Origin of the sequence: Chitinophaga sp. 22308, assembly GCF_052045305.1 — a bacterium.
Classification (GTDB): domain Bacteria; phylum Bacteroidota; class Bacteroidia; order Chitinophagales; family Chitinophagaceae; genus Chitinophaga; species Chitinophaga varians_A.
This window is the reverse complement of sequence record NZ_JBQEOP010000001.1, coordinates 709,399-735,329: the sequence shown is the minus strand read 5'-3', so window position 1 is coordinate 735,329 and position 25,931 is coordinate 709,399. Positions and strand designations below refer to the sequence as shown.

The 25,931-nt window shown below is 50.7% G+C and carries 30 protein-coding genes; 16 read left to right on the top strand and 14 right to left on the bottom strand.

Features of this window, described 5'->3' with window-relative positions; genetic code table 11:
- Nucleotides 1-6 precede the first annotated feature (6 nt).
- Nucleotides 7-1,209 (bottom strand): acyltransferase family protein, encoded by a 1,203-nt coding sequence (locus ACTJJS_RS02945; protein ID WP_440662338.1) that lies wholly within the window; start codon nt 1,207-1,209, stop codon nt 7-9.
- A gap of 96 nt (nt 1,210-1,305) precedes the next feature.
- Nucleotides 1,306-1,782, bottom strand: coding sequence for a hypothetical protein (locus ACTJJS_RS02940; protein WP_440662337.1), 477 nt, complete (start codon nt 1,780-1,782; stop codon nt 1,306-1,308).
- A 109-nt stretch (nt 1,783-1,891) separates the two neighbouring features.
- Between ACTJJS_RS02940 and ACTJJS_RS02935 the strand changes: the two genes are divergently transcribed.
- The 6 genes from ACTJJS_RS02935 (at nt 1,892) to ric (ending at nt 7,488) form a co-directional block, all read left to right on the top strand.
- A complete protein-coding gene (locus ACTJJS_RS02935; RefSeq protein ID WP_440662336.1) occupies nt 1,892-2,524 on the top strand; it encodes a DUF6000 family protein in 633 nt (210 codons plus the stop codon).
- A gap of 84 nt (nt 2,525-2,608) precedes the next feature.
- A complete protein-coding gene (locus ACTJJS_RS02930; RefSeq protein WP_440662335.1) occupies nt 2,609-3,994 on the top strand; it encodes a glycoside hydrolase family 28 protein in 1,386 nt (461 codons plus the stop codon).
- A gap of 25 nt (nt 3,995-4,019) precedes the next feature.
- Nucleotides 4,020-4,712, top strand: a complete 693-nt coding sequence (locus ACTJJS_RS02925) for a GDSL-type esterase/lipase family protein (RefSeq protein WP_440662334.1) — start codon at nt 4,020-4,022, stop codon at nt 4,710-4,712.
- A gap of 153 nt (nt 4,713-4,865) precedes the next feature.
- Complete coding sequence (locus ACTJJS_RS02920; protein WP_440662333.1) at nt 4,866-6,161, top strand: hypothetical protein; 1,296 nt, start codon at nt 4,866-4,868, stop codon at nt 6,159-6,161.
- Between the two features lie 160 nt (nt 6,162-6,321).
- Nucleotides 6,322-6,711: a group III truncated hemoglobin gene (locus ACTJJS_RS02915; protein WP_440662332.1), complete on the top strand. Its 390-nt coding sequence runs from the start codon at nt 6,322-6,324 to the stop codon at nt 6,709-6,711.
- A gap of 36 nt (nt 6,712-6,747) precedes the next feature.
- Nucleotides 6,748-7,488, top strand: coding sequence for an iron-sulfur cluster repair di-iron protein (gene ric / locus ACTJJS_RS02910; protein WP_440662331.1), 741 nt, complete (start codon nt 6,748-6,750; stop codon nt 7,486-7,488).
- 114 nt (nt 7,489-7,602) lie between these two features.
- Here the strand turns inward: ric and ACTJJS_RS02905 are convergent, their stop codons facing one another.
- Nucleotides 7,603-8,172: a hypothetical protein gene (locus ACTJJS_RS02905; RefSeq protein ID WP_440662329.1), complete on the bottom strand. Its 570-nt coding sequence runs from the start codon at nt 8,170-8,172 to the stop codon at nt 7,603-7,605.
- Nucleotides 8,173-8,312: 140 nt separating this feature from the next.
- Between ACTJJS_RS02905 and ACTJJS_RS02900 the strand changes: the two genes are divergently transcribed.
- A complete protein-coding gene (locus ACTJJS_RS02900; protein WP_440662328.1) occupies nt 8,313-9,176 on the top strand; it encodes a ThuA domain-containing protein in 864 nt (287 codons plus the stop codon).
- Nucleotides 9,177-9,304: 128 nt separating this feature from the next.
- Nucleotides 9,305-9,730: a response regulator gene (locus ACTJJS_RS02895; RefSeq protein ID WP_440662327.1), complete on the top strand. Its 426-nt coding sequence runs from the start codon at nt 9,305-9,307 to the stop codon at nt 9,728-9,730.
- A gap of 10 nt (nt 9,731-9,740) precedes the next feature.
- On the opposite strand, the gene ACTJJS_RS02890 is transcribed toward ACTJJS_RS02895, so the two are convergent.
- The 4 genes from ACTJJS_RS02890 to ACTJJS_RS02875 form a co-directional block, all read right to left on the bottom strand.
- Complete coding sequence (locus ACTJJS_RS02890; RefSeq protein WP_440662326.1) at nt 9,741-10,169, bottom strand: HvfX family Cu-binding RiPP maturation protein; 429 nt, start codon at nt 10,167-10,169, stop codon at nt 9,741-9,743.
- 6 nt (nt 10,170-10,175) lie between these two features.
- Entirely contained in the window at nt 10,176-10,925 is a 750-nt protein-coding gene (locus tag ACTJJS_RS02885) for an HvfC/BufC N-terminal domain-containing protein (protein ID WP_440662325.1), read from the bottom strand.
- Nucleotides 10,909-11,733: an HvfB family MNIO-type RiPP peptide maturase gene (locus ACTJJS_RS02880; protein ID WP_440662324.1), complete on the bottom strand. Its 825-nt coding sequence runs from the start codon at nt 11,731-11,733 to the stop codon at nt 10,909-10,911. The genes ACTJJS_RS02885 and ACTJJS_RS02880 overlap by 17 nt, the downstream gene beginning before the upstream one ends.
- Before the next feature lie 74 nt (nt 11,734-11,807).
- A complete protein-coding gene (locus tag ACTJJS_RS02875) occupies nt 11,808-12,140 on the bottom strand; it encodes a hypothetical protein (protein WP_440662323.1) in 333 nt (110 codons plus the stop codon).
- 342 nt (nt 12,141-12,482) lie between these two features.
- On the opposite strand from ACTJJS_RS02875, the gene ACTJJS_RS02870 reads away from it, so the two are divergent.
- Complete coding sequence (locus ACTJJS_RS02870) at nt 12,483-13,208, top strand: hypothetical protein (RefSeq protein WP_440662322.1); 726 nt, start codon at nt 12,483-12,485, stop codon at nt 13,206-13,208.
- Nucleotide 13,209: 1 nt separating this feature from the next.
- Here the strand turns inward: ACTJJS_RS02870 and ACTJJS_RS02865 are convergent, their stop codons facing one another.
- The 3 genes from ACTJJS_RS02865 to ACTJJS_RS02855 all read right to left on the bottom strand — a co-directional run bounded on the left by ACTJJS_RS02865 (nt 13,210) and on the right by ACTJJS_RS02855 (nt 15,526).
- A complete protein-coding gene (locus tag ACTJJS_RS02865) occupies nt 13,210-13,785 on the bottom strand; it encodes a Crp/Fnr family transcriptional regulator (protein ID WP_440662321.1) in 576 nt (191 codons plus the stop codon).
- Between the two features lie 51 nt (nt 13,786-13,836).
- Nucleotides 13,837-14,337, bottom strand: a complete 501-nt coding sequence (locus ACTJJS_RS02860; RefSeq protein WP_440662320.1) for an ester cyclase — start codon at nt 14,335-14,337, stop codon at nt 13,837-13,839.
- Nucleotides 14,338-14,542: 205 nt separating this feature from the next.
- The gene (locus tag ACTJJS_RS02855) at nt 14,543-15,526 is read right to left on the bottom strand and encodes a LuxE/PaaK family acyltransferase (RefSeq protein WP_440662319.1); all 984 of its coding nucleotides are present in this window, start codon (nt 15,524-15,526) and stop codon (nt 14,543-14,545) included.
- 147 nt (nt 15,527-15,673) lie between these two features.
- On the opposite strand from ACTJJS_RS02855, the gene ACTJJS_RS02850 reads away from it, so the two are divergent.
- The 4 genes from ACTJJS_RS02850 to ACTJJS_RS02835 all read left to right on the top strand — a co-directional run bounded on the left by ACTJJS_RS02850 (nt 15,674) and on the right by ACTJJS_RS02835 (nt 19,854).
- A complete protein-coding gene (locus tag ACTJJS_RS02850) occupies nt 15,674-16,123 on the top strand; it encodes a hypothetical protein (RefSeq protein ID WP_440662318.1) in 450 nt (149 codons plus the stop codon).
- A 90-nt stretch (nt 16,124-16,213) separates the two neighbouring features.
- Complete coding sequence (locus ACTJJS_RS02845) at nt 16,214-17,752, top strand: acyl-CoA carboxylase subunit beta (protein ID WP_168869378.1); 1,539 nt, start codon at nt 16,214-16,216, stop codon at nt 17,750-17,752.
- A gap of 90 nt (nt 17,753-17,842) precedes the next feature.
- Entirely contained in the window at nt 17,843-18,691 is an 849-nt protein-coding gene (locus ACTJJS_RS02840) for a UbiA family prenyltransferase (RefSeq protein ID WP_440662316.1), read from the top strand.
- Between the two features lie 62 nt (nt 18,692-18,753).
- Nucleotides 18,754-19,854 carry a M42 family metallopeptidase gene (locus ACTJJS_RS02835; protein WP_168869380.1) on the top strand — a complete coding sequence of 367 codons (1,101 nt, stop codon included), beginning with the start codon at nt 18,754-18,756 and terminating at the stop codon, nt 19,852-19,854.
- Nucleotides 19,855-19,983: 129 nt separating this feature from the next.
- Here the strand turns inward: ACTJJS_RS02835 and ACTJJS_RS02830 are convergent, their stop codons facing one another.
- Nucleotides 19,984-20,751, bottom strand: a complete 768-nt coding sequence (locus ACTJJS_RS02830) for a hypothetical protein (protein WP_440662315.1) — start codon at nt 20,749-20,751, stop codon at nt 19,984-19,986.
- 184 nt (nt 20,752-20,935) lie between these two features.
- Between ACTJJS_RS02830 and ACTJJS_RS02825 the strand changes: the two genes are divergently transcribed.
- A complete protein-coding gene (locus ACTJJS_RS02825) occupies nt 20,936-21,862 on the top strand; it encodes a terpene synthase family protein (protein WP_440662314.1) in 927 nt (308 codons plus the stop codon).
- A gap of 79 nt (nt 21,863-21,941) precedes the next feature.
- On the opposite strand, the gene aroQ is transcribed toward ACTJJS_RS02825, so the two are convergent.
- Genes aroQ through ytxJ form a run of 3 tightly spaced genes read right to left on the bottom strand, consistent with a single transcriptional unit; the run spans nt 21,942 to nt 23,353 of the window.
- The gene (gene aroQ / locus ACTJJS_RS02820) at nt 21,942-22,364 is read right to left on the bottom strand and encodes a type II 3-dehydroquinate dehydratase (protein ID WP_440662313.1); all 423 of its coding nucleotides are present in this window, start codon (nt 22,362-22,364) and stop codon (nt 21,942-21,944) included.
- Nucleotides 22,365-22,415: 51 nt separating this feature from the next.
- Nucleotides 22,416-22,985, bottom strand: a complete 570-nt coding sequence (locus ACTJJS_RS02815; protein ID WP_168869384.1) for a UbiX family flavin prenyltransferase — start codon at nt 22,983-22,985, stop codon at nt 22,416-22,418.
- 35 nt (nt 22,986-23,020) lie between these two features.
- On the bottom strand, nt 23,021-23,353 hold the full coding sequence (gene ytxJ / locus ACTJJS_RS02810) for a bacillithiol system redox-active protein YtxJ (RefSeq protein ID WP_168869385.1): 333 nt from the start codon (nt 23,351-23,353) through the stop codon (nt 23,021-23,023).
- A 385-nt stretch (nt 23,354-23,738) separates the two neighbouring features.
- Between ytxJ and ACTJJS_RS02805 the strand changes: the two genes are divergently transcribed.
- Together ACTJJS_RS02805 and ACTJJS_RS02800 are read left to right on the top strand one after the other, a co-directional pair.
- Nucleotides 23,739-25,094 (top strand): UDP-N-acetylmuramate--L-alanine ligase, encoded by a 1,356-nt coding sequence (locus ACTJJS_RS02805; RefSeq protein WP_168869386.1) that lies wholly within the window; start codon nt 23,739-23,741, stop codon nt 25,092-25,094.
- Between the two features lie 55 nt (nt 25,095-25,149).
- Nucleotides 25,150-25,923 (top strand): 3'-5' exonuclease, encoded by a 774-nt coding sequence (locus ACTJJS_RS02800; protein ID WP_078672215.1) that lies wholly within the window; start codon nt 25,150-25,152, stop codon nt 25,921-25,923.
- The last annotated feature ends 8 nt before the right edge of the window (nt 25,924-25,931 follow it).

Genomic DNA, 25,931 nt, shown 5'->3' with positions numbered 1-25,931 from the left:
AAAATTTCATGTCGCTGGTACTGTCTGTGGTTGTAAAGAAAGGTTATCCACTGCTTCTGCCACAGGCTGCCGGCGCGCTGCCGGCTTCATCCCGAACAGAAAGCGCATCGGCGCATAAGGACGAATAAACAGATGGAAGATACTCATACTTATCATGAAAGTGACCACTACGGTAAAAATATATTTCAGCCCGATATCCTCGTGCAAGGGGGCCAGATAGTAAGTCAATATCACAATCACCGTCTGGTGCAGAATGTAAAACGGATACACCGCCTCGTTGGCATACCCCAGCACCCTGCTCTTCCGGTTCAGGTACCGTTTGCCATATCCTACCGCGGTAAACACCCACATCCAGGCGCTGGCAACCGCCAGTGCGGTGTAACACCAGCCTGCCGGTCCGTGCCAGCCATGCGCCGGCTCCAGGCCGTTCCAGCGGAAATAATTGATGGCGACAATACTGACAAAGGCCACCGCAAAGGAGCTGCGGCGGTTGCGCTCCAGGCTGTCCATCAGCAAGGGATTGGCGATGCATACAAAACCCGCCACCAGGTAAAGCAGCCAGTAAGGGAAATAAGCATAGTCATGGACCAGGTCATTGGTTTCCCCGTACATACGGGCCAGGAAAGCATGACAGATCACGCTGGGCACTATCAGCAGGTATATCCGTTTACCAGTGGCCAGCGTATTCAGTTTTTGCAGCCATTTTTTCCCTGCGGGAGATGACCACCACACAAACAAGGGCGCACAGAGGATGTCATATACCAGCAGGTAACAGATGAACCAGAGATGATGCCAGCTGATATTGCCTTTAGGATAGGCGCCGGTACGGAACATCTCCGCATAAAAATGCCAGAAATTGCCCTGATAGCCCTGAGTGACCCGCTCCAGGTACACCTGCGGCGGCACGATCACCAACATACCCAGCAGCAGCGGCACAAACAACCGGCGGAAACGCAGGCCTAAAAAACCACTGCCGCTGCGGCTTTGTAACATATAATAACTCACCGTCCCGGAAATAAAAAACAACAGCGGCATCCGGAACCGGTGCAGAAAATCATTCATTTCCAGTAACACATGGCTGGTAGCGTTGTTTTTGATATGCCATTCCCAGTAAGCCACATAAGGCATCGCGGAATGGAAAAACAACACTGCGGCAATGGCAATGATCCGCAGCCAGTCCAGGTAAGTTTGTCGGGAAGAAGTTTGCATAAATATCAATTTTACACAAACCTACCCGTTGACAGGGCCGTGGTAAAAGATATTTGACATGTGGACGATTTCGGGCGGTCAACAGACAAAACAGCCTCAGCTGCTTGCACGGGCGACCGCGAAAGCCTGTACAAAACGGAGCATTTTTTCCGGCTGAAACCCTCTGCGGCTGTCCAGGTGCCACTTCAGCTCCCCGTTTTGCACAATTTGCAGCCAATAGTGAGGAGGTCTTTCCTGTAGCCCTTTTCCCATGATCCCGTCATACTTCCGGACTTCCACTACGGTGCCGGCTATACTAAAATAACGGTTCCGCCGACGGAAATACTGCACATATTCCACCTTCAACCGGTCACCTTCTATGCTCAGCACCGTGGTAAAGCGGCAGACAACAGCAGCGGCACAGACGCCCGTCAACAGCAATAAAAAAATCACCACGTCTTCAGCATCGCCTTCAAACAAGGCAATCAACAAGACAATTGTGGCCGGCGACAGTAATAATATCCAGGAAATAAGTTTGTTGGCCCAATACAGGTCCCGGGCCCAGGCGGATTCCATCACAACAGGTTCTTTCATGACACATCGTATAGGGGTGACCGTGAATTTACGGAAAATAGCGTCATGTTGCCATTTGTTATTTTAGTTCATTACGTGTAAATTACCCTCAATTAAGCTATCCTATACCATGAATGACTTGCAGAAAGTGACCGACCTGCACGCGGCCGGAGCTATTATCAGACACCTGTCACCCTTTGCCAGCCTTACTTCACACGAAAATGGCTTTGAGTTGCCCGCCTCCATCCTCCAGCAATGGGTGAGACCTTACTATATGAATGTCGGTTCAGGGAATGATGAATGGATTGAGCCTTTCTACCAGGTTAAATCATTGATTACACACGACTTGACAACTTTATTACTGGGGGATGCCAATTGGCAGACAAGGAAAGTAGGCGCTTATTTTGCCGCAGTAAACCAATATACCGACCTGGAAGATATGATCGGCACACTTTTCCTGAAAAGCGAACTGAGTTGCGTGGGCAGCATGTACACCCTGGTACTGGCCAGCTTCAACAGCAACAAAAGTGTCACCTACCTGGACAAATACCTCCACTATTACCTGAAAAGGCCCGAGCTTCATTTCGACCAGCAGGCCGCTATGGAAGCCTCCCTCTACCTGGATGCGATCAACGGCACCGACCATACCAGCCGGCATTTCCCCCACTGGGAGAAACTGCGCCAGCAATGGATGCATGCTTTTGGGCTTTCCCTTCAATACCTTGAAGAGCAACTGGCCGTCATCAAGCACCTGCGAAACTGATGTTATGAAGATATACATTTTATAACGCGGTTTTTTATTTTTACCGGATGGTCCTTACCATCCAGATAAAATAAAAATTCCGTTATGAAAACAGGCATTCTGACACTAGTGGCCGTCACCTGGCTCTGCTCCGCCTTTGCAGGCACCATCAATATCGCAGACCGGGGCGCCAAGGGAGATGGCCATACAGACAACACCGCCATCATTCAACAGGCCATCCGCGACTGCCGCCAGGGTACGCTCATCATCCCGGCAGGCAACTACCTCACCGGACCACTCATACTGTCGTCTGACATCCGCATTTATCTCGAATATGGCGCTGTCCTCACTGGCATAGCTGACATGTCCCTTTACCCTAAGCCCGCCAGGGGCGGCGCTCCGGCGCTCCTATACGCCGCCGGCGCATCCAATATTATCCTCTGCGGCGAAGGTACTATCAACGGCCAGGGCGATCATGCCGCTTTCCAACTGGGCGATGATAGTAAAACCGGTGCCATCCGCCCTATGCTGCTGCATTTCGATCACTGTCAGCATATTGAGGTCAAAGACCTGCATATCCGCAACGCTGCCTACTGGGTGCAGAAATACGAAGGCTGCAACGATGTCAGCCTTCGCGGCCTGAAAGTCTACAGCCACGGCAACTTCAACAACGACGGCATCGACATCAGCGGCAGCTCCAACGTCATCATTTCCGACTGCAACATCGATACCGATGATGATGCCCTCTGCCTCAAAAGCGATATCAACGCCTCCTGCGAAAACATTACCATCAGCAACTGCCTCCTGCGCAGTAACTGCAACGCACTTAAATTTGGTACCGGCTCCTTCAGCGGCTTTAAAAATATCACCGTCAATAATATCGTTATTCATAAAGCATCCGAAGAAAACCGCCGCCACTGGAAGAAAAGTTTTCCATGGATGGGCATCACCAACGACACCAGCGTTATCGCCGGTATTGCACTGGAAGTAGTGGATGGCGGCAGCATGGACCAGGTCATTATCTCAGGCGTTTCCATGCAAGACATCCAAACCCCCGTTTTCATTCGCCTCGGCGACCGGAAGAAAGGCCCCGGCAATACCGTCAGCACCCTGAAGAACGTCATCATCAGTAATATTATCGCGCGCAGCGCTAGCCGGCTCAGCTCCTGTATATCTGGTATCCCCGGCCACCCGGTGGAAAATGTGACCATCAGCCATGTGCGTATCATTGCGCCTGGCGGCACGTCAACCGGCTATGCTACTGCTGTTCCGGAAAATGCTTCCGCCTATCCGGAAAACCGGATGTTTGGCACCATCCTGCCGGCAGCTGTGTTTTATGTGCGGCATGCGAAAAACATTTCCTTCGATGACGTACAGGTACAAACACAGGAACCTGATGCCAGGCCCGCTTTCCTGCTGAACGACGTCACCGGCTTTGAAACAAACCGCTGCCGGCTCAATGGTGCTCCCGCCACGGTCGTCAACCAATAACAAAAAACTGAATCGCTATTATAACATGATCAACACATGCTGCAAATGGCTCACCGGAGCCTTACTGGGCATCGCCCTTTATACCGGTAACTTACAGGCACAGGCCCCGGCGTGGGACAGTACCCATCGCCCCGGAAAATACAAGGAACTGGTGGCGAAGTTCAATACAGAAAAAATCACCCGGAAAAATTTCGTGTTCCTGGGCAACAGCATCACCGCCGGCACCGACTGGGGCAAGCTGCTGTCGCTCCCCAATGCGGTCAACAGAGGCATTTCAGGAGATATCACCTTCGGGGTACTGGAACGGCTCAACGAAGTAATTGCCGGCAAGCCCGCTAAAATATTCGTCCTTATCGGCATCAATGACGTATCCCGGAATATTCCTGACAGCGTCATCCTCCGTAACTACAAAACCATTATCAGCCGTATCCGCAAAGGCTCCAGGAAAACACAGATCTATTTTTATACCTTGTTGCCCGTGAATGCGGCTTTCAACAAATTCAAAAACCATTACGGTAAGGATGAACACATACTTTGGCTGAATGAACAAATCAGGCAACTGAAAGGCAGCCACGTTACCATCATCGATCTCTATCCGCATTTTCTCGACGCAGACAAACATCTCAGGGCGGAACTCACGATGGACGGGCTTCATCTCAAACCAGAAGGTTATGCGGTATGGGCCGATGTCCTGCAAAAAAGCGGCTATCTGCACTAACTGATATTCAAACATTTGCAGACTGCGGGACCAATCATCGTCCCGCAGTTTTTCCCTGTCACGGTATCATTGTTTTAATGTAAATTACACCGCATCGTTACGCCTTTCTTTTATATACCTGCAACCGTCCTCATTTTATTTAACGAACGAAATATGAAAAATTTTCTCCTAGCCGGCCTGTTGTTAGGCTGTACCGCCGGCGAAGCCTTATGCCAGCAATCCGATACCGTTGCCACACTGGCTCAGCGTACCTTTCAGGAAGCTGCCACCGTGACCAAAAAACAACAACGCCTTTGGGGCATCAACCTCTACGGACCGATGCTGCTTGTGAACCCGGCCACCCGGGAACTGTATGCCAATATGCCTGACAGCTCCGGCCATCTGCAAAAGCAGGGTGATATTTATGTCGGGAAACTGCCCGCCAAAATCAATACCGCCAACACCGCCACTCAGTGGGAAGGACGCAACTGGGCCATGATTGAGCTGCCTCTGCCCACCGACCGTGACGAACGGGTCAACCTGATCGCCCACGAATTGTTTCACCGGTCGCAACCCACGCTGCATTTCAGGCTCACGAATCCGGCCAACAACCATCTTGATAAAAAAGACGGGCGCATTTTCCTGAAGCTGGAACTGGCAGCCTTGCAGCAGGCTATTGCAGCTACCTCTCCCGCAGCCAGGCAGGAGCATCTGTTACATGCGATGACGTTCCGCCATTGCCGTTATGCACTATATCCCGGCGCAGACACTACGGAAAATGCACTCGAGATGAACGAAGGCATTGCAGAATTCACCGGCATGATGATCTGCAACCTCGACAAAGCCGCGGCCATCAAACATTTCGATAAAAACCTGTACAACTTCCTGCATTACAACGCCACTTTCGTACGGTCGTTCGCGTACCAGACCATCCCCATGTACGGTTACATGCTGTCCCAGTTGAAACCGGGATGGAACCGGCAGCTGAACAGCGATTCAAAGCTGACGCCATTCCTCGTACAGGCGTTTAGGTTATCCATTCCGGCCGACGTAAAAACCGCTGCCGCCACCTATGCACAGAAGTACAACGGCGATGCCATTGCGCTGGAAGAAACTGCCAGGGAAAAGAAAATACAGGAACAAATTGCCGCCTATACGAAGCTGTTCATTACACAACCACACACTGAACTGCGGTTTGAGAAAATGAACATCTCCTTCAATCCGAGCAATATTATACCAATAGACAACTACGGCACCGTATACCCTACCATGCGCATATCCGACACCTGGGGCATTCTCACTGTTACCGAAGGGGCGCTGCTGAGCGCAAAATGGGACAAGGTGAATATCGGCCTGCCTGCCACTTTCACAGACCAGCTGATCACTGGCCAGGGCTGGAAGCTGGAACTCAGCAAAGGCTATAGCCTGGAAAAAGATGCCGCCGGCAACTTCGCGCTGAAAAAACAATAATATGCTGAAAAACGGCGTCCACAGCGGATGCCGTTTTTTTTTCACCTAAATAAAAGATATTTTCATCCTTTATTATAGGAAGAATACTTACTTTTGTCCTGCATCCTTACAACAGCCGCCAACGTGGCTTCCAATTAAGGACAAAAATGTATTTATTTATATGAAAACAAAGAGAGACATCTCCTCACCTGCCGATATACAACTCATGGTAGACAGTTTTTATGGGGCGGTCCGCGAAGACGAGCTGCTGGGGCCTATCTTTAACCATCTCATACAAGACCGCTGGCCGGAGCACCTGGAAAAGATGTACCGTTTCTGGGACACGGTACTGCTGAACAGCCACACCTATCATGGTGCGCCTTTCCATCCGCACGCCACCATGCCGGTCAATAGTCTCCATTTCAACCGCTGGCTACAGCTGTTCCGCGCAACGGTCAACGGCCTCTTTGAAGGCGCCAAAGCGGAAGAAGCCTGCTGGCGCGGCGAAAAAATGGCGCAGATGTTCCTCTCCAAAATTGAATATTATCAGGGCCAGCCACCGCTGCATTAGCAAAGGCAGGCCTGTATACCTATCAAAACAGCTAAGATGGAAATCAATGAAAACACCATCGTTGGACAATTGGTAGCCGCCGACTACCGCACTGCCGACGTGTTCCGCCAGCATGGCATCGACTTCTGCTGCAAAGGCAACAAACCTATTGGGGAGGTGTGCCGCGAGAAAAAACTGGATGTCACGCCCATACTCCACGAACTGGAGGAGGTAGCTGCGGTACCGGCATGTACCATGCAGAACTTCAATACCATGCCATTAGATCAGTTGGCAGACCACATCGTTCGCAAACACCACGGATATGTGCGTGAAAAAATACCGGTACTGCAACAATACCTGCGCAAGGTATGCCGGGTACACGGTGAGCCACACCAGGAGCTATGGCAGATAGCAGCCCTCTTCACGGCCACCTCCGCCGAACTGTCCAACCATCTCAACAAAGAAGAACTGATCCTCTTTCCCCGCATCCGGGAAATTGCCCGGAAACAGGCCGCAGGCGAATTGCAGGAAGAACACGGCATCAGCGCCGTTGAAAAACCTATCAGCGCCATGATGGAAGAACACGACCACGAAGGCGACCGGTTCCGCAGAATTGCTGACCTCAGCAACAACTTCACGCCACCGGAAGACGCCTGCAACACCTACCGCGTTACCTATGCCCTGCTGAAAGAATTTCAGGACGATCTTCATCAACACATTCATCTGGAAAATAACATTCTCTTTCCCCGTGCCATCAGCACCGAAAAAGCACTGACCGGCAGCAGCTGCCGGCTGTAAAAACAGGAATGGCCGGCAAAAGCTTCCGGGGGGTAGCTTTTGACCGGCCATTTATCCAATTCTCACGATGGATCCGTTCTGATTATTTTATTGTTTATCTGACTATTTGTTTATTTAGTCGTGACCACGCCCGTGGCCATTGCCGTTACCGTTACCACGGCCTCTGTTACCATTGCCGTTACCATTGCCACGACCCCTGTCATCGTCATTTTTCCATCCATTCCCATTGCCGTTGCCATTGTTCCCCTTGCCATACATGGGATGCCCTTTTACCACATAATATTTGCTGTCCCTGCTGTCGCGGATGATATCCTGCTTGCCATACCAGCCCGGTCCCTTGTAACGGGCATAACGTCCACGGTACACGTCAGGGTGCAGCCATGGCTGAGATTCGTTGACCACTACCTTATACCCCCTGTATACATCAAAATGATATCTGGTTGGCAAAGTGGGGGCAAACCGCCAGCTGTTGCCATTCAAATAAACATACTGACGCCGGGGAATGTCATAATACACATCAATGTCTGGGAAATAATAATATTGCGCATAATCATAACCCACCGGTCCCCATACCGGCTGGTTGCCGATATTCACATTAACATTCAGTCTCACCTGGGCCTGCAATGGCCTGCTAAACGCTAACACACTGATAATCAACAAAGCAAGAAATGATAGCTTTTTCATGGTCGCGTGATTTTATCATGATAAAGACAAAGGTAGTGCCAGTTTGAAAATGCCTGGTTTTCACTGCAATAGGCGATATCAACGTACATGCCTATACTGTGAGCCTGCGGTACATAAAAGCGGACCGATAGAAAATATTTATGATAGCGTTGTATTTTGTGTACATGAAATTCCGCGCTATCAGCTATCTGTTATCAGGCTTGTTGTTGTGCTGCTGCTGCGGTTATGCACAACAACCAGTCTTCAGGGTCATCGCCTTTTTCACGGCAGCCGAAGATGCGGCCCATATCAGCTTCGTCCGGGAGGCCAACCAGTGGTTTCCGGAGATGGCGGCCCGTTATCATTTCACTTATGATACTACCAGCAACTGGCAAAACCTGAACCATCATTTCCTCTCCCGCTACCAGGTAGTGTTGTTCCTGGACACCAGGCCTGAAAAGCCTGCCCAGCGGAAAGCCTTTCAACGTTATATGGAAAACGGCGGCGCCTGGATAGGCTTCCATTTCGCTGCTTTTGCACTAACGCCTTCTGCCGTACCACAAAACTGGAATTGGTACCACCACACCTTCCTCGGCTCCGGTTCCTACGTTAGCAATACCTGGCGGCCCACTACGGCGGTATTGCGTGTAGAAAACCGCCGGCATCCGGTCATCCGCGGCATTCCGGCGCAGTTCCAGGCGGCGCCCAACGAGTGGTACCGTTGGAGCGGACACCTTCGGCAAAACAAGGATATCACGGTACTGGCATCCATTGACAGCAGCAGTTTCCCCCTGGGTACCGGCCCTAAAGCCAGTGAGATATGGCATAGCGGGGACTACCCGGTTGTATGGACCAACCGCAAATACAGAATGGTATACTTCAATATGGGCCATAACGATATGGACTATGAACACGGTACACAACAAACGTTATCGCATACCTTCAGCAGCCCTTTCCAAAACCAGATGATACTTCAGGCACTGTGGTGGCTGGGTACCCGCAGGGATACCCTCATTGCTCTTTAAGGCCGCTGATATTCTTCCTCATTTTGTTGCCAGGTACGGACAAACCCGCTGCTTAATTCCTTCCAAACACCGTCCAACAGGAAAGGCATCCGCTTTGCAGAGAGATTTTAACAAACTTTTGTCCCAACATGCAGACGTATCCGCAGATTCTCATAGCCGACGATGACCCCGAAGATGTATTTATCATGGAAATGATGTGTAAAGAGCTTGCTTTTACTGAACACATCCATTTTGTCCAGGACGGCGTAACGGCCCTGGAATACCTGGACACCTTGTTGGAGAAGCCTCTCCCGTCCCTCATTATCCTGGACCTGAATATGCCCCGTCTCACGGGCACGCAGACACTGGAGTTGCTCAAACAACATCCGCGTTATCATCCTATCCGGGTTATAATCTATTCTACTTTCCTGAATGAAATCCAGAAACAGCAATGTATCAACCTGGGGGCGGAAGCCTTCGTGATCAAACCGGACACCTATGAAGAAGGATTAGAGATCATGCAACAGTTCCATGATTGCAGCCTCGGCAATTATTCCTTCCCTATAGCCAGCTGATCAGCAGAGACTAACGGGAGCGTTCCAGGAATGCGTCCAGCCCGGTTCTGCCACTGCCGTACACCAGCAGGGTAAACAACATGAGGATATAATAGAGTGGAATTTCAAAGCCATTATCACCGGCCTCAAAGCCGTTGGCCCAATGTACAGTGATGATGGCCACCACCATACTGAACATCAGTGGCAGGGTGATATAACGCACCCAAAGGCCCAGTGTAAGCAGGACCACGCCTGCCGACTCAGTAATGGCCACCACATAGGCGCTGACATAAGGCGCCGGAATGTGCAGCTGGCCAAACCAGTCGCCGATACTATGAATATCCTGCCATTTCAATCGCGCAGGATGGTAATAGCCATAAGCCAGCACCAACCGAAGCAAAAGCAGCGGAATGTCCCGAAGCGCCGATAGCCGGCGTGCATAAGCAGCGTAAGCGTGCATGTTTTTTCAGGGTTGAAAGCCCAACACAAATTGTTGGCGTTGCATGTCAGTTAAAAAAGCGATAGTATCATTTTCCAGTGTGCCCGTTACCGTTATCCCAAGTTGTGGCGCATATTCCAGTATATCCTTCACCGTTATGCCTGCCGCAAGTTGTTCCGTTACAAAAGCCAGCCACGGCGACAAGCCCGTAAACTGTACATGGCCGCTGACCGGCTCCCGGTGCAGCAACACAAACCAGGCGCCCTGCTCCTTTAACAGCCGGGCACGTTTGGCTTCCCGGTGAACGGGGTATTTGAAAGATAATAACCGGTACTCAGGGTTCAGTACCAGCGGGGTTTCCAGCCAGCTGCCGGCAGCAGTGAAAGCAGCGGGGGCAATATCTTCCATATTAAACACTTCAATCTCTGCCCATTCAAAAGCCAGCAGGTCGCTCAGATAAGGGATGTCGTACACTTCGTCCCAGTTGTTCTCCACCGCATAGGTGTAAAACTCCAGGGGGAGCTTCCACACCTGGTTGGAAGTGCAAGCGTGATGGGCGAAAAAGTTCCGGACCATTCGGTCCCATTTCCGAGCAGGGATATTGGCGCAAGTGACCGGGTAGGCGCTTTCCATGATATCTTTCACCATATGGAAGATAGCGTGGCGGTAGTGCGCCAGCCTGTCCGGGGCCACCCCGGGGATGGCTGTCCGCACACCGGTACGGAGATGTTGGGTGAACCGCTGCTGTAACAGGCGGCTGTCAGGCAACGAGCTCATGGTGTTTCCATTGTTGATGACAGATAGATTTTAGCCGCGCCAGCTCTTCCTGGAGGTCCTGCATCTGCGGGATATTAAAATCACGCTCCAGCAACACCGGTACCGGCTTTATCTGCCGGATGGTCCATTCAAACAGCTCATATACCGGATCAGCAATAGGATGCCCGTGAGTGTCAAGGATCATATCAGGAGATACCTGCTCATGTCCCGCCATATGGATATAGGCCACCTTGCCCAGCGGCAGCTGTGCAATGAAAGCTTTGGCATCATACTGATGGTTGAAGGCGTTGACATAAATGTTGTTCACGTCCAGCAACAGCTGGCAGCCGGAACGCCGCACCACTTCATTGATAAAGTCTGCTTCGCTCATCTCCGGTGCCACCGGTGTGTAGTAGGAAATGATTTCCATAGCCAGGGGCCGCTGCAGATAGTCCTGTACCTGTTGGATGCGGGTGGCCATATGCCGCGCGGCGTCCATGCGGAAAGGCATGGGCAGCAGGTCGTACAGATGGGCGTTGTCACATTTGGAATAACTCAGGTGTTCGGAATAAATACGTACCTGATATTCTTCCAGGAAGGATTTCACGTAGCGGAGGAAATCTTTGTCCGGTTCTTCAGGGCTTCCGAGTGACAATGAAAGCCCGTGGCACAATACCGGGTACTTTTCCAGCACACGGTGCAGCATTTTTTTCCAGTAACCGCCGATGTTCATCCAGTTCTCTGGCGCAAACTCAATAAAGTCGGGTGTGATCAGCTCTCCACTGATCATTTCTTCCGCAAATTCGCGGCGAAAGCCTAGTCCTACCATGGTCCTACGTTTGTGATGACAGGTAAACAGAAAAGGCCGGTACTGCTTTGTTCCGGCCTTTCCCCGGGGAAAGATCAGCGACCGGATTTGGTCGAATCGGATTTGTGTTTGCCACCAGCTTTTTTGCCTTTTTTGGGGGCGCCTACACATTTGCCTTCAGCGCATTTGCCCTGGGAGCATTTGTGTTCTTTGGATTTGGCGGCAGAAGAGTCCTTGGAGCAGGCCAGCTCTACAGTGTTAACAGCCGAAGCGGTGCCGGTCAACACACTTCTGACAGCGGCGCCGGAACCCAGGCTGGTGTAGCTGGCCGGGTTGGCATTTGTTTGCAGGGCAGTCAGGCCCAGGATAGCACTGGCTACAAGAGAGCCGGAAAAGAGCACTTTTTTGCTGATTGATTTGTTTTCCATTTTTCGTGAATTTTTAAAACTGAGTGAAAAAGTTGAAGGGATTAAAAACAACTGTAAACAAGCTTCCGTTATCCGAAAAGGGGTATGCTGTTAAAAAATGCCTGTGCCGGCCTGTACCATGGCCGGTTCGTATAGCCTTGCCGTATAGATAAAGATGGTATGAATCGTGAAAAGTACTCCTCAATTACTGCACCAGTTTTATGGGGGACGTGCCACTTTTACATTTGCCTGTAGAAAGCTTACGGAAAATTAAATGTTTTAGTTTTCCGGAGCAGGCAAATAATTGTTATCTAATTTATCCTATTTTTGGTCTGAACGCAATTGCGCGATTAAAAAAGGCCCATGAAAGATAAGATGCCCCCTGTAACCTCTGTTTATTTTATTGGTTTGCTGAAGGCTTACTTGCGCGGAACTAAAACTAAACAGGAAGTATTACAGGACCTGTACGGAGAAATAAACCTACAACCAGCCGACCTGGAGGGGTCCGGCGAAGATGTTACCCGCCTTTTACTGAGGACCGCGTCGGCCATGCACGAAGACTACTATCAGCAAATAGTGGGCGCAATTACACAGGCTACCGACTCCACCCCTACCCGTGAAGGTGTCATCCACCAGCTGGAAGCGCTGCTGTCCGGCAACAGTACCCCCGCAGATCTCCTCCAATGGGCCACCTGGCATAATGACCCGGGTGAAGACAATGGCGTCAGCTACTTCGACGACCTGGCAGTGGACTATTTCTGTACGCAACTGCTGCCTAACCCGCCGGAACCACTTACCTCCGCGCATTATGCACAGGCACTGAAAATATTCCGGAACCCGCTTCATCACCAGCTGAAAGACAAAGTAGCGCTGGTGCTGCTGTTTGAAAAGGAAAGACAACGGTTTCTTTTCTATGTGGGCGATTATATCCAGGGCCATACCGCTCCGGAACAACTGGACGTTTACCTGCTGAACAAATTCGGCATGGACCACTATTCTTTTCCGTATATGACGGCCCTCGCCAATATTATGTATGATCCGGCCAAGCTGCCGGCACTGCTGAAAATGGCTGCCAACAGCCCTGAATAGCTTATTTCTTCAGCACCGTGTTCCTGACACGGCTCAGCGATTCCCGGGAAGTGCCCAGGTAGGCGGCCACCTGGTGCTGCGGAATACGCTGCTCAAACCAGGCATAGGTACGCAGAAACTCCTGATAACGCTCCTCCAGCGGCTTCTGCAGAAACAACACCCGGCGTTGCAGGGCTATAAACGCCTGCTGCATGATCAGGCGCCAATAAATGTTCATTTGAGGCAAATCGGCAAACAACCGCTCCTGGCTGTCCAGGTCCAGCTGTAATACCTCGCTGTCTTCCAGCGCATCGATATGGTATATGGAAGGGGTGCCGGTATGCATACTATAAGGGTCCGAAATCCACCAGTCTTCAAAGGCAAACTGGATCACATGTTCCCGGCCTTCTTCATCTGTCTCGTATTGGCGCAGCGCGCCTTTTATCACAAAGTTTTCCGACCGGCACACTTCCCCTTCTTCCAGCAACAGCTCTTTCCTGCGCAGCTTCCGGTGCCGGAAATAAGCAGGCAGCGAGGCTGTTTCCTCGTCCGACAGAACGATATGCCGGCTGAAATTATGAAGCAGTAACGGATGCATGGGCAATAAGCATTCATTACTGCATAGTTACACTTTTTTAGCGTTCGTGCCTCAGGGCACAAAGCCCAGCTGCCGCATCAGGGACAGCTCGTCGGTTACCCGCCAGTGTTCCACAATCCGGCCATGGACGATTTTCTCGATATTGATCTGGTTCACCGCCACTTTTTTGCCGGTAGGCGGCAGCTGAAAGAGGCTGTCCTGCTGGGTGCCGGTCATCACCACCCGCGCTACCACCATGCTGTCGCTGGCTATAAGGTCTTTTATTTCAAAATGCAAATCAGGAAAAGCCCGTCGGAAAGCGGCGATGATGGGTTTTAGCCCGGCCGGGCCACGTGGCGGGTCAGGCGTACTGGGCGTGTGATTGATGTACTGCGGCGCCAGCAGGCTGTCCAGCGCTTCCAGCTTACCCTGGTCCCAGGCTTCGCCGAAATAACGCCGCACGATGTTTTTGTTTTGTTCCGCTGATGAAGACGGGGAAGGGCTGCAGGCCGTAATGACCAGTGTCATACAGACTGCCGGTAAAATCAGCCGGTAGAAAAAGTTGACAATCATAAAAGGAGTTTATGTCTGTCAAAGCTCCTTCCGGTACAACTGTCAAACAATGATATATGTTACCATTTTTCAATTACGAATTACGAATTGAGGGCTGTTTTACGGAACGGTTATTTAGTAGCCGCTCTATCAGGCTGCCCTCAATTCGTAATTCGTAATTCGTAATTCGTAATTCGTAATTCGTAATTCGTAATTCGTAATTTCCCTAGCTGACCATCAGGCTGCAACCGCGCAGGGCTGAATTATCGAGGCGTCCCAGTACCTCAAAACGGCCATCGGCGTGTATTTTCCCGATATCTTCGGTGGCAATGAACGCGCAGGAATAGATATTGGCCAGGTCAATGACGTTCATAACGCCGGAGCCTTTGCCGGCGGAAAGCTGAAACGGGTCGTTCTCATCGCGCAGCAGTACTTTCATCCAGGCAGGGGTTTCAAAGTAACCCTGGCCGCGGGAATATGCCTGCGACAGCAGCTCAGTCATGCCGTATTCCGCATGTACTACGGTCACGCCTAACCTTTCTTTCAGGAAAGCATGTACTTCATCGCGGGTCCACTCTTCCCGGCGGCCTTTCATGCCGCCTGTTTCCATAACGATGGTATGCTGCAGCTGCAGGGTGTATTTCTCGGCAAAATCGAGCAGGCCGAAAGTAACGCCGATCAACAGCACTTTCTGTTGCCGCGCTTCCAGCCACTGTAGCTGCTGATGCAGCTTATCATGTTCATACAGGTAAAAGCCGCTTTCTTCATGGCCGCTGCGGACGATCATCTCCTGTACCATACATACCAACGAAGAGTGTTGCCGTTCCAGGTAGGAAGGCAGCAGTCCCACCACCACGTAGTCGGTCACCGGGCCATAGAACTGTTCAAAAGCCGTCATAAAGCTGCGGGTATATACTGCAGCATCTTTCACCAGATGCCGGCTGTTGACCGTCTGGGTAGTACCGCTGCTTTCAAATACCAGCTGCGGCTCAAACTGTCCGCACACCACCTGGTGCGACTTAAAAAACTGAATGGGCAGATAAGGTATCTTCAGGATACTGTCTACCTGGCGGGGCTGTATCCGCAGGGCATCGGTATAAGCCCTGTAAAGGGCATTCTCCTGGTACTGATAGTTAAACAGCTCCAGGGCAGCGGTTTCCAGTTCATCTGGCTTCAGGGAAAATATATAATCGGGCGAAACTACGCGCATGTATATCGGTCTTTAAAGACCACAAAGGTAGGGAGAAGAATAAATTTAGCCAGCAAGTAACAAATGTTGGGAAAAAAACGTTTTTCGTTGGAGAGACAGAGATAGCCGAATATTTGTATATTTCCTAAATTAATGTAGGTTTGTTTTATGAAGAAATTTCTCTATTTGCTCCTGGCCGCGGGTTTGCTCTATGCTTGTAAAAAAGATAAGATCGGCTCCAAACCATTGCTATCCTTTAAAAGCTATCAACCAGACAGCATCACCCCGGACACCAAACAGTTCATTCTCACCATGCGGGTAGAGGACGGGGACGGAGATATTGAAGACAGCATTGCCGTAGGCATGCTCAAAGACAGCGAACAAGCCATCACCAAAGATACCATCTGGACATTCTTTAAAATGCCTAAAATCGGGCAAAACAGGGGCAACAGCGTAAAAGCGGATGTCATTATGCCTTTCGGGGAGATTGATTTTGCAGCTGCCTACAACCCCGCTCCCGGTGACAGCGCACACTATGTCGTTTTTCTGCGGGACAATTCCGGTAATATCAGCGACACCGTCGCCACACCAAAATTTCCGTTCCGCCGGAACAGATAATCTTTCAAAAACATTACATTTACAACCACAGGGATTCCTTAAAAGGAATCCTTTATTTTTTGCAACAGATTTATCACTCATTTTCCGCATATGAACAAGATAGAGGAATTACAGTCGAAGATTAAAGAGGCCATGTTAGGTGGTGGAGAAGTAAGGATCGCTTCCCAGCATAAAAAAGGTAAGCTGACCGCCCGTGAAAGGCTTCAGCTGCTGATGGATGAAGGCTCTTTTGAAGAACTGGACATGTTGGTACATAACCGTAACCGTGGCATCACCACCGACCAGGAGCAGTTTCCCGGCGACGGCGTTGTGACCGGCTATGGTACCATCAACGGCAGGCTTACTTATGTCTTTTCACAGGATTTCACGGTATATGGCGGCAGTCTCTCTGAACCACATGCCCGCAAAATATGCAAGATCATGGACCTCGCCATGCAGAACGGCGCCCCGGTAGTGGGCCTGAACGACAGTGGCGGCGCCCGTATCCAGGAAGGAGTGGTAAGCCTCGGCGGTTATGCCGATATCTTTTACCGCAACACCCGCGCTTCCGGCGTTATTCCCCAGATATCCGCCATCATGGGCCCCTGTGCAGGTGGCGCCGTATATTCCCCCGCTATCACCGATTTTATTATGATGGTGGAAAACACGTCCTACATGTTCGTGACCGGTCCTAACGTGGTGAAAACGGTGACCCATGAAGAAGTGACCTCCGAAGAACTGGGCGGCGCACAAACGCATGCCACCAAAAGCGGTGTTACCCACTTTGCCTGCGCCAATGAGGTGGAATGCATCCAAAACATCAAAACACTGCTGAGCTATATCCCGCAAAACTGCGAAGAAACAGCACCGGTATATCCGTATGAACCGGGCAACGAGCTGCGGGAAGCCCTCAACACGCTGATCCCCGCCAGCCCCAACCAGCCTTATGATATGAAAGAAGTGATCGCCCATCTGACTGATGCCGACAGCTTCTTTGAAGTACACAAGGACTTTGCAGACAATATCATCGTCGGTTTCGCCCGCATCGGCGGCAGAAGCATCGGTATTGTGGCCAATCAGCCTGCCGTACTGGCCGGCGTGCTCGATATCCACGCTTCCGTAAAAGGCGCCCGCTTTACCCGCTTCTGCGACGCCTTCAATGTGCCGCTGCTGGTACTGGTAGATGTGCCCGGCTTCCTGCCCGGCACCGACCAGGAATGGAACGGTATCATCACCAACGGCGCAAAACTGCTGTACGCGCTCTGCGAAGCCACCGTGCCCAAGATCACCGTCACCACCCGCAAAGCCTACGGCGGCGCCTATTGCGTGATGAACTCCAAACATATCGGCGCCGACCTCAACTACGCTTTCCCGCAGGCGGAAATAGCCGTGATGGGCGCTAAAGGCGCAGTGGAAATCATCTACAAAAAAGAAATAGATACCGCTCCGGACCCTGAAGTACGTACCAACGAGCTGGTGGCCGATTATACCGAAAGATTTGCCAACCCTTACCTGGCAGCTGAAAAAGGATATATCGACGAAGTCATCATGCCGGAACAGGCCCGCGCCAAACTCATCAAGGGTTTCAAAATGCTCGAAAATAAAGTGGTCAACATGCCGAGAAAAAAACACGGTAACATACCTTTGTAGTCAATTACGAATTACAAATTACGAATTACGAATTGGAGCGTAATAGTAGTCCCCCTTAATTCGTAATTCGTAATTTGTAATTCGTAATTAATGGTGTTAAGGTCCATTTTTAATTTCATCCTCTTTACATCGGTCTTCATTGCCTTGTGCGCCCTGCTGATGATATGGCAGACCAATCAGCTGCTGGGGCTTCAATACCCGCAACTGACCTTTTACCTGTTCGTCTTCTTCTCCACTATCTGCAGCTATAACTTTCACTGGTACCTGACCCCCGGCTCCTATTCTTCTTCAGAAAGGCTGCAATGGGTGGACCGTTACCGGGACCTCATGCTCATGCTCTGCGGCGTTGGCCTGGCCGGCGCACTATTCTACTTCTGGCCGTTGCGCAACCACTGGCTGGTACTTAGCGGCGCCGCTGTCCTTACCTTTCTCTACTCCGCTCCTAAAGTGCCTTATAAGCCCTTCACCTGGCTGCGCCGGATAGCCATCGGCAAAACACTGTTTCTTACCGCGGTTTGGACCTACGTTACCACCCTGCTGCCGGCCTTTGTGGCCAACCAGGGCCTGTCCTGGCCGCTGATACTGTTTACGCTGCACCGCTTCCTGCTGATATATGCTATCTGCATCCTGTTCGACTTCCGTGATGTGGAGTCAGACAAAAAAGAAGGTATCCGCAGCCTGATCACTTACCTGGATTACAAAAGCCTCAACCGGCTGTATTATATCACCCTGCTGTTGTCTGCCCTGAGCGCCGTCATGCTGGGCCACCATACCACCATTCCGGTGATATGCACGCTGCTGGCACCTGTGGCCGTTACCGGCCTGCTGACAAAGAAAGCGCATCATGATCCGTCCGACTACCTGTTCTACTTCGGACTGGACGGCCTCATGGCACTGTCGGCACTCCTCCATCTGATACTGGTCAGCCTGTTCCCCTAAAGAAGCATTTGTCATAATGGGTAATTTGCTACATTTGTCCGGTCTCAAAAAGCTATACTATTATGTCCAAAAAACAGAAATCCATACTCACGAAGGAATCACTGGCATTCCTTAAAGACTACCTGAATAATCCCTCTCCCACCGGTTTTGAGAAAGAAGGACAAAAGCTGTGGCTTAAATATCTGACACCATATATTGACGAACACCAGGTAGACGCCTATGGCTCTGTAGTAGGCATCATCAATCCCAAAGCCCCTTTTAAGGTGGTGATTGAAGCCCATGCAGATGAAATTTCCTGGTTTGTCAACTATATCTCTCCGGAAGGGTTGATCTATGTGATCCGCAATGGCGGCTCCGATCAGCAGATTGCACCGTCTATGCGCGTGAACATCCATACAGAAAAAGGCATTGTAAAAGCCGTATTCGGCTGGCCAGCCATTCACACCCGCCTGCGCAGCGGCGATGGCAAAGAGCCACAGCCCAAAGTGGAGAACATCTTCCTGGATTGCGGCGCACGTTCCCGCAAGGAAGTGGAAGACCTGGGCATCCATGTAGGCTGCGTTTGCACCTTTAACGATGGTTTTGATGAACTGAACTACGACTACTTCATCTGCCGCGCTATCGACAACCGTATCGGCGGTTTCATGATCGCGGAAGTGGCCCGCCTGCTGAAAGAGAAAAAACAGGAACTGCCTTTCGGCCTCTATATCGTGAACGCGGTACAGGAAGAAGTAGGCCTGCGCGGCGCTGAAATGATCGCCAAACGTATTAAACCGGACGTGGCCATCATTACCGACGTTACCCACGACACCACCACCCCGATGATCAATAAAAACATAGAAGGGGAAATCAAGTGTGGCGGCGGCCCCAGCATCACCTACGGTCCTGCGGTGCACAACATCCTGCGCGATCTGATCATCAAGACCGCTAAAAAGAACGATATCCCTTACCAGCTGCACGCCGTAAGCCGTGCCACCGGTACAGATACCGACGCTTTTGCCTATTCCAATGACGGTACGCCATCAGCGCTTATCAGCTTACCGCTGCGCTATATGCATACTACCGTGGAAATGGTAAAACGCGATGACATCGAAAATACCATTCAGCTGATCTACCAGACATTACTGCAGATCACGCCGAAAACGAACTTTAAATACCTGTAATTTAATTACGAATTACAAATTACGAATTACGAATTGAGGGCTCTTTTATGGAAAGGTCATTTAATGGCCGCTCTATAGGAAAGCCCTCAATTCGTAATTCGTAATTCGTAATTTGTAATTCATAATTGATTAACGGAAATAATCCGCCACCCGGCGTACTTTTTCCACCCACATGCCCGAAGAAGGCAATTCCACGTACTCGCTCAATCCTACTTTGCTGGCTCCCGGCGCCCAATCATAGGTATAACCCATACGCGTCCACGGATAATGATAATCCGTAGCAGCGATCAGCGGACGGTAATAGGCAAAAATGATGTAGTTGTTAAACCAGGTGGTATAATCGGCAGATACGCCGTTGACCAGCGTATAGCCGGTAGTGGTAGTATTGATGGCCGGATTGCCCGCGGGACGGTACAGCCGCTCTGCTTTCACCCATACCTCGGCAATGTGGGTGTTGCTTTTGGCATTCACCGGTGGCAGGCCTAACAGTTGACATACCCGCTGCACCGTGTCCGATCCTGGTTTAAAGTCCTGCCCGATGCGGGTTTTCATCTGTTTGGGGATAAACAGCCAGGCTTCGCCCCAGGTGTTGGTGATGGAATCACCTTCCGGATAGCTGGAGGGGAAACGCATGAAAGTGGCCATCAGCACATAGTTTTGGCCATTGACAGTTTTCCATTGCAGGTTGGTGTTGTCTGCCGTGATAGGCCACAAAGCGTTGGAAATTTCGCTGCTGTCGGCCACCGTGGCATCAGCTACGGCACGTGCGTACAGGGTGTCCATGTTGTACACCGGGACCGGAGGCGCGGGGTCGTCCTTCTTGCTACAGGCCGAAAAGAAAAGGGCGGCGCAACACAGACAAACGAGCAGTTTGCCGCTCAACAAGGTGTTTTTCATAGTAATGGTTTTGTGATAGAGGTTAATAGATATCTGGTTATTGAATTATCGGTGATTTGGTTATTTTTTTTAGAGTGCCCGCAAGAAACTAATTTTCAGAGACATATGCAACTTTTTTACGCCAGGCCACTTTCTTTTTGCAGCAGTAACCACTATATTTAGTCTTTATGAAAACCTTTTAACTATGCAGTCATTATTAGCTGAACTGCAGTATCCTTTTCCCTCAAGGACCCATCCTGACCATGCCCTGATTGAAAAAGCGGTACACGCGTTCATAGATTCCTACACTTCACTTTCAACGGATGCGCGCAAACAATTCAAAGCAGCCGGTTTTGGCCGGTTGACCGCGCTCTGGTACCCTGACAGTCCGTTTCCGCAGCTGATTCCACTGGCACGCCTGCTCACGTGGATATTTATTTTTGATGATGTTTGCGCCCGCTGGCCTCTGCCTCAGCTAAAGGGCGCGCACGACCGGCTGACAGCCATATTGCGCGGCAGTCCTTCCTATCCGGAGGAAGACGCCATGTTTCAACAGTTTGCCATTGTATATGAGGAACTGGCCTGCCACACCTTGCCCCAGGCATGGATGACACGCTACATGGCAAGCTGGCATTACTTTTTTGAAGGGCAGCTGCTTGAAAAGCAATACAGCTACAAACATGATCTTACCTATCCTTCCCTGGCGGAATACCTGGACCTGCGGGAGAAGTTAGGCGCCGCCTATCCTTTCCTTGACCTGGCAGAGGTCATCTCCGGCTTTATGCTTCCTTCCGAAGTGTTCAGCCATCCGGCTATTCAGCAGCGTAGATTTTTTGTCAGCCGACTTACTACATGGGATAACGACCTGCTGTCGTTTGACAAGGAAAAACGCAGCCAGGAAGCCATGAACCTGGTAGCTGTTATACAACACGAGCATGGTTGCCCACTGGAAGAGGCCTACCGCATAGCGATACATATGCGGGCAGAGCAAGTGGCAGCGTACCGGCAGTTGTGCAACAACTGGCCGGATTTCGGAGAACACCGGGAAGCTGTGGCAGACTATGCCCTCCGGCTGGACTGGCTTATCAGCGGCCATTTGGAATGGTACAGGGATAACCCAAGGTATTGCTAAAAACACAATGGCCCGGGAAGAGATCCCAGGCCATTGTCAGTCTCCATAATAAAAAGATCGTTTTAAGAAGCCCGGGGCTTTAGCCCTGGGAAACAAAATATTCCACTCCCAGGCGGTATCCCTTCATGCCGAGGCCGCAGATGGAGCCCACACATTTAGGTGCGATGAGGGAGGTATGCCGGAATTCTTCCCGGGCGTACACATTGCTGATATGAATCTCGATCACCGGTGTTTTAATGGCCGCGATAGCATCACGGATGGCTACCGAAGTATGCGTATAGCCACCGGCGTTAAGCAGGATGCCATCATGGGAAAAGCCGGTCTGGTGAAGATAGTTGATGATCTCCCCTTCCACATTGTGCTGGAAATAGCTGAGTTCCACTGCCGGAAAGGCTTTTTGCAGCTGCTGGAAATAATCCTCGAAAGACTCGTTGCCGTAGATGCCTGGTTCCCGCTTGCCCAGCAGGTTGAGATTAGGCCCGTTGATGATGGCTATCTTCATGATGTTGATGAAAGTAAATTGATGAACGACGAAGATAATTAATCCGATGTATTATTTATTGTCACTGCCCCAGCGGAAAGTTTGCTGTTCCACGCCGGCCAGGTCAATGATACGGTCTACCACCGTAGCGGCCACATCTTCGATGGTGGCAGGCAGGCTGTAATACGATGGTGTGGCGGGGCAGATGATGCCGCCGGCCAGAACAACCGTCTCCATGTTACGGATATGCATGAGATTATAGGGCGTTTCCCTGACCACGCAGATCAGTTTACGTCTTTCTTTCAGGACCACATCGGCCGCGCGGGTGATCAGGTCGTTGGAGATGCCGGTGGCGATACGTCCCAGTGTGCCCATGGAACAGGGGCAGATGATCATGGTATTAAATCTTCCGGAGCCGGAAGCAAAAGGTGCGTGGAAGTCCTGCTGTGAATAAAAACGGAAGGGCAGCTCGCGGTAATCTTCATTCTTCAGTTCTGTCTGCCAAACGGTTTTGGCATTCTCGGTCATGACAACGGCTACCTCATCGAGCTGGTCGGCCGCGGCATGCAGCTTGTTCAGCAACTGCCTGGCGTAGATAGACCCGCTGGCGCCGGTAACTGCTACTACTATACGATGTTTCATGGTGCTATACTCTGATATAGCACAAAGCTAGTTTATTATCCGTTCAGGTGGTCGGCAATCTCGTCCATGCTGATGCCGTTGTGGCTTTCATCATAGATACAGGCGCCGTTACGGATGAGCAGGACCTGGGGAGATTCATGGGGGACCTTGTACTGATGCGCTATGCTACCGGACAGGTCACGGTGGGCCAGAAGGTCCAGGTAATAAAACGTTAACCCTTCCGGAGCTGCCGCACGTTCCAACCGGGACTTGGCCATGGCGCTGATAGAACACCGCGTGCTGTGCTTAAAAATAACTACCGGCTGCTGTGCTGACGCCTCGTTGATCTCCAGCAGCTGTTCCTCACTGGTTAACGTTTTCCAATTCATTGTTATTAGCTCATTTTATTATGCGTCGCTGCAGGGGCCTTAGCCATTCCTCTCATCGGACATCCCAGTTTCTGGCGGCTTGCGCAGGACGTTAAGAAAGCTGCAAAGATACAAATCATACCGGCGCAGCCCAAAATTCTTACATACGATTTCATGGGAGAAAATTTAATTGGTAAACGAAATTTCATAGGGATTTATGATAACGACAACTTTTTTAATCGTCTTTTGTAACGTTATTTTGCAAATATAATTAATGCATTAAAAAAAACAACGATACATATTAAATTTGGATATTTGAAAATTTTAAAATTTTGTTATTGGATTTGCGGACTTTGCGCCCAAAACCAATAACAAAATAGCCAAATATCCAAATAACCCAATAGGTATGAAGGTACATTTTATCGCAATAGGTGGAAGTGTGATGCACCAGCTGGCCATTGCACTCAAACAAAAAGGTTATGAAGTAACCGGCAGTGATGACGAAATATTTGAACCGGCACTGTCTAACCTGCGCCAGGCAGGTATTTTACCGGACAGCATCGGCTGGGACCCCGCCCGCGTCACGCCTGGTATCGATGCGGTCATCCTCGGCATGCATGCCCGGGAAGACAATCCCGAACTGGTCCGGGCCCGCGAACTGAAACTCAACATCTACTCCTTCCCGGAATATATCTACCAGGAAAGTAAAAATAAAACACGGGTAGCCGTTGGCGGTAGTCATGGTAAAACCACCACCACGGCCATGATCATGCATGTATTGCAATACAACCAACGCCGGTTTGATTACCTCGTAGGCGCCAAACTGGAAGGTTTTAACCAGTCCGTGAACGTGACTGACGCGCCGCTCATCGTCTGCGAAGCCGATGAATACCCGGCTTCCGTGATCGAGAAAAGGCCCAAGTTCCTTTTCCTCCACCCGCAGATCGCTGTATTGACCGGCATTGCGTGGGACCATATCAACGTATTTCCCACTTACGATATTTATAAAGAACAGTTTGCCCTTTTTATCCGGCAGATGGAACCCGGCAGCGCACTGATCTACAACAGTTCAGATACGGAGCTCAACAGCCTGGTGGCCGCCGAGGGCCGTCACCTGAAACTGGTGCCCTACACCACCCCTATCCATATGATCCGGGACGGCGTTACCCGCGTGTTCTTTGACGAAGGGTTTGCCGACCTCGCGGTATTCGGGGAACACAACCTGCTTAACATGCACGCCGCCAAACTGGTGTGCAACGAGCTGGGGCTTTCTGATGAGGAATTCCTGGCCGCCATCGCCTCTTTCAAAGGCGCTGCCAAAAGGCTGGAGCTGGTGGCCAAAAGTGAGGACAGTGTTATCTACCGCGACTTTGCCCATGCCCCTTCCAAAGTGAAAGCCACCATGGAAGCCACCCGGCAACAGTTTCCCAACCGCCGGCTTATCGCCGTGCTGGAGTTGCATACCTATAGCAGCCTGAATGCCAGCTTCCTGTCTCAATACGAAGGCGCCATGGACCCTGCTGATGTGGCTGCCGTATACTACAGCAAACATGCGCTGGAAATCAAACGCATGCCTGACCTGGAACCCGCGCTGGTCCGGGAAAAGTTCGGACGCAGCGACCTCCATGTGTTCAGCGACCGCGCACAGCTGGAAGCCTTCCTCCAGGCACAGGACTATCACCAGGCCAATCTCCTGTTGATGAGCTCCGGCACCTACGACGGTCTGGATTTCCCGTCATTAAAGCAGCTGCTACACAAATAATACGCTACCTTTGCGCAAATCAAAAAATCTCTAAATATCTAAATTTCAAAATATAATGCCTTCTTTGCTCCTCAAAAGGCCATTGGCCGTAATTGATCTGGAAACGACGGGTACGAACGTGGCCACAGACCGTATCATTGAAATCGCTATTATCAAAGTATTTCCTGATAAAACCACCCAGTCAAAAGTAAAACGCATCAACCCAGGAATGCCTATCCCGGCCGGATCTACCGCCATCCATGGTATTAAGGACGAAGACGTGAAAGACGCCCCTACCTTCAAACAGGCGGCCAACGAACTGAAGATGTTCCTCGAAAACTGTGACCTGGCAGGCTATAACAGCAACCGCTTCGATATTCCCCTGCTGGTGGAAGAATTCCTCCGCACCGGTATGGAGTTTGACGTGTCTAAACGCCGCTTTGTGGACGTACAGCGTATTTTCCACCTCATGGAAAAAAGAACGCTGGCCGCCGCCTATAAATTCTACTGTGACAAACAGCTGGAGAATGCACACAGCGCCGAAGCAGACGCGCTGGCCACTTACGAGATACTGGAAGCCCAGCTCGGCCGTTACGAAAACCTGCAACAGGACATCGACGGACTGGCAGACTTCACCAAAGAGGAAGAATATATCGACTTCGCCCGCCGTATTGTGATGCAGGGAGGACAGGAAGTATTCAACTTCGGCAAATACAAAGGACGCCCTGTAAAAGAGGTGCTGAAGGCTGAGCCTCAATACTATGACTGGATGATGAAAGCTGATTTTCCGCTCAATACCAAGCAGAAACTGTCAGAAATCTATCACAATATGATGTTAAAAAAACTGTAATATTTTTC